At 69.2% G+C, this 3531-nt stretch carries 3 protein-coding genes; 1 reads left to right on the forward strand and 2 read right to left on the reverse strand.

Going from position 1 to position 3531, the window contains the following annotated elements; all coding sequences use genetic code 11:
* Nucleotides 1-179: 179 nt before the first annotated feature.
* Both NP4_RS38490 and NP4_RS38495 read right to left on the reverse strand, forming a co-directional pair.
* Entirely contained in the window at nt 180-1157 is a 978-nt protein-coding gene (locus NP4_RS38490) for a YegS/Rv2252/BmrU family lipid kinase (protein ID WP_082876611.1), read from the reverse strand.
* Nucleotides 1154-2731 (reverse strand): FAD-binding oxidoreductase, encoded by a 1578-nt coding sequence (locus tag NP4_RS38495; RefSeq protein WP_068009273.1) that lies wholly within the window; start codon nt 2729-2731, stop codon nt 1154-1156. The genes NP4_RS38490 and NP4_RS38495 overlap by 4 nt, the downstream gene beginning before the upstream one ends.
* A gap of 82 nt (nt 2732-2813) precedes the next feature.
* Between NP4_RS38495 and NP4_RS38500 the strand changes: the two genes are divergently transcribed.
* On the forward strand, nt 2814-3428 hold the full coding sequence (locus NP4_RS38500) for a TetR/AcrR family transcriptional regulator (RefSeq protein WP_068009275.1): 615 nt from the start codon (nt 2814-2816) through the stop codon (nt 3426-3428).
* Nucleotides 3429-3531 lie beyond the last annotated feature (103 nt).

Consider the following 3531-nt stretch of genomic DNA (forward strand, 5'->3'; position numbering starts at 1 on the left):
ACTCTGGCGACACACGCCCCTCACACACTGCGAACCGGATCCCTCGCTTCAGCGGAACACACCTCCACCCCCGACGGAACGGGCCCCGCTCGGAACGCGACGCTTCCACCGAAGGGGACGGACCTCGCCCCCTGCCGGAGCGCACGCTCCCCTGATTCCCCGCGCCGAAGGCGCTGGGGTTACGCGACCAGGACGGATTGGGCGGAGGGAAGAATTTGGAAGGTGGCGGGGAGGGCGCCTGCGGGTTCGCCGTCGGCAGTGGCTGGGGCGCCAGGGGCGGTAAGGGTTATGTCTGTGGCGCGGTATTGGTGGACTGCCGGGTGGTCTACTCGTTTGCCTGAGGAGAGGGCGGGGAGGAGGCGGATCATGTCGAGGCGGGGTAGGGCTCCTACGACGGTCAGGTCCAGGAGGCCGTCGTCGATGATCGCGTCGGGGCAGATCTGCATGCCGCCGCCGTAGCTGCGGGTGTTGCCGACCGCGACCATGATGGCATCGGCTTCGAGAATGGTGGGCTCGGATTCGCCCGGGACGCCGCGCAATTCGATTCGGTACGGGACGGACAGACCGCTGGCCAGTTCGATCAGCGCGGCCAGCGTGTAGCGCAGACGGCCGCGGGGATAGCTCATTCGATTGGCGCGCAGGGTCACTCGGGCGTCGAAGCCGGTGCCAGCGACGGTCGCGAAATAGATCGGTCCGGGGAGCGCGTCGCCGCCGAACTGCGGTTCGGTCGCGGCGGTCGGTCGGGCGGACCGCACCACACCCAGATCGATGGCACGCGTCTTCCCGGCCAGCACGATATCGACGGCAGTGATCGGATCATCCTCGGGCACACCGAGTTCGCGGGCCAGGTCGTTGCCGGTTCCACCGGGAATCATGCCCAGGGGCACCCCGGACCCGGCGAGGGCCTGCAGCACGACGCACACCAGCCCGTCACCACCCGCGCACACGACCGCATCGGGCCGCGCGGCCGCGGTGCGGCCGGTCAGCGAATCCCGCACCAACCGAACCGATTCCGCCGCCGTCGAGCCACACACCTCCGTGACCCGGACGCCACGCTCCTCGAATCGAGCGCGCGCCGCGGCGGCCGCGGTGATTCCCTTCCCGTGCCCGGACAGCGGGTTGGTCACCAACAGCACGGATCGAATCGTGTCACTCACGGAATCAACTTCCCGGGATTGAGGATTCCCGCCGGATCGACGGCCTGCTTGACCGCGCGCAGCACCGCCACCCCGACCTCGCCGATCTCCGCGCCCAGCCAGGGACGATGGTCCTCCCCCACCGCGTGGTGATGGGTGATGGTGCCCCCGGTCGCGATAATCGCGTCGCCCGCAGCCTGTTTGGCCCGCAACCACTGCGCCAGCGGGTCCTCGGCCTGCTTGGCGACGACGGTGAAATACAGCGACGCACCGGTGGGATAGGTATGCGAGATATGGCACATCACAAGTGCGGGCGTGCCTTGCGCGGTCAGTGAATCAACCAGCGCCGCAGTCACCTTCGCCTTCAACGCAGCCAGATTCGACCAGCTGGTCGCGGTTTCCAGGGTCTCACAGAGAATTCCGACATCCAGCAGCGCATCACGCAGATACGGCGCGGAGAAGCGGCCGTGCTCCCAATCGCGGGCGGGCTGTTCGCCCAGCGCGACACCACCGGCGGCCACCAGCAGCGCACTCGCCTCGGCGTTACGGGCCTCGACATGGGCGGCGGCGCCCTCGAAGGTGGTCACGGCCAGACAGCCGGTGACCGCGCTCCCGCCGATATCACCGGCACGCGCCAGATTCAGTCCGGTCTCGGCCTCGTCGGACAGGCGCAGCACGGTCGGCGCGGCGCCGGTCTGCACGACCGTCCGCAGCGCGGCCGCGCCGGTGGCGAAATCCGGGAACGACCAGGCCTGGTAGGCAACGGTTTCCGGCTTCGGATGCACCCGCAGCGTCACCTCGGTGATGACGCCGAGCGTGCCCTCCGAACCGGAGAACAGCTCGCGCAGATCCGGTCCGGCCGCCGACGCCGGAGCCCGCCCCACCTCGACGGTCCCGCTGGGCGTGGCGATGCGCAGCTTCTGGATCATGTCGTCGAAGCGCCCGTATCCGGCCGAGGCCTGACCCGAGGACCGGGTCGCGGCGAAACCGCCGATGGTGGCGAATTCGAAGCTCTGCGGAAAGTGGCCGAGCGAAAGTCCTTGCGCGCCGAGCAGTTCCTCGGCCTGCGGCCCGGTCAGCCCGGCGCCCAGGGTGGCGGTGAGACTGACCGCGTCGAGTTCGGTGAGCGTGTCCAGCCGCCGCAGATCCAGGGCAACGACCGCGTCGAATTCCCCACGCGCCGGATCCACGCCACCGACGACACTGGTCCCGCCGCCGAACGGCACGACCGCGATACCACGCTCGGCACAGTGCGCGAGCACCGCGAGCACCTGCTCGTGATCGGCGGGAAAGACGACCGCGTCGGGCGCGTCCTGCGGCCCCTCGCCGCGACGGCGCAGCAGATCGGGAGTGCTCTTACCCCCGGCGCGCAGCAGCCGGTCCCGATGCTCGATCGACACGTGGTCCGCACCGACCAACGCGGAGAGCTCCGCCAGTTCCGCCGCGGTCAGGGCCGAGGCGCGCAGCGGCACCTCGTCCTCGTCGCGACGGGCCACCGGCTCACCCGACACCCCGAATACCTGCGCCAACAGCGTGCGGATCTTCTCCGGAAGCGGCGCATGTCCGGACGGAACGCCCCAGGCGTCCCACACCATATTCGGGCGCGTCACTTCTCGTGTCTCGACCATGCGTTACAGTCTGACATAGAATGTCAAGCAGTAACGCGAAAGGTGTGTGATGTCCGCGACCGAGGCGCCCGGCGGCGACGAGATGTCCGCCACGGATCAGGCGATCCTGGATGCCGCGCGCGCCTGCGTGGAGGAGTTCGGGGTGCGCCGCACGACCCTCACCGAAGTCGCGCGCCGCGCGGGAGTCAGTCGCCCGACCGTGTATCGACGGTGGTCCGATACCGGCGCCCTGATCGGAGAACTGCTCGTCCGAGAAATGCGCGGCATCGTCGGCCGCACCATCCCCACGGGCGGCTCGGCCCGCGCACGACTGGTCGAGGGCGTGGTGGGCGGCGCGGCCACCCTGCGCTCGAACCCGCTGTTCACCAAGATCTTCCGCACCGACACCGACCTCATGCTGACCTACGTCTTCGGCCGCCTGGGCCGCAACCAACGCGAAATCATCCTGCTGTTCACCGCCCTGATCCGCGAGGGCCAACGCGACGGCTCCATCCGCCCCGGCAACCCCGACCACCTGGCCACCATGCTCCTGCTCATAGCCCAATCCGCGGTCCAATCCGCCGGAATGGTCGGCCACATCCTCACCGAACCCCACCTCGACGCCGAACTCTCCCAAGCCATAGACGGCTACCTCGCCCCCGAAGGCAGCGAGCGCCTCACATGACCCACCTCGAGTCCTCAACACGCCCTCACCCCTGCGTCCTCAGCACGCCCACCCGAAACCCTCAGCGCGCGTCCACCACAAACCCTCAGCACACACCCACCAC

Source organism: Nocardia pseudobrasiliensis NBRC 108224 (assembly GCF_001613105.1).
Classification (GTDB): Bacteria; Actinomycetota; Actinomycetes; order Mycobacteriales; family Mycobacteriaceae; genus Nocardia; species Nocardia pseudobrasiliensis.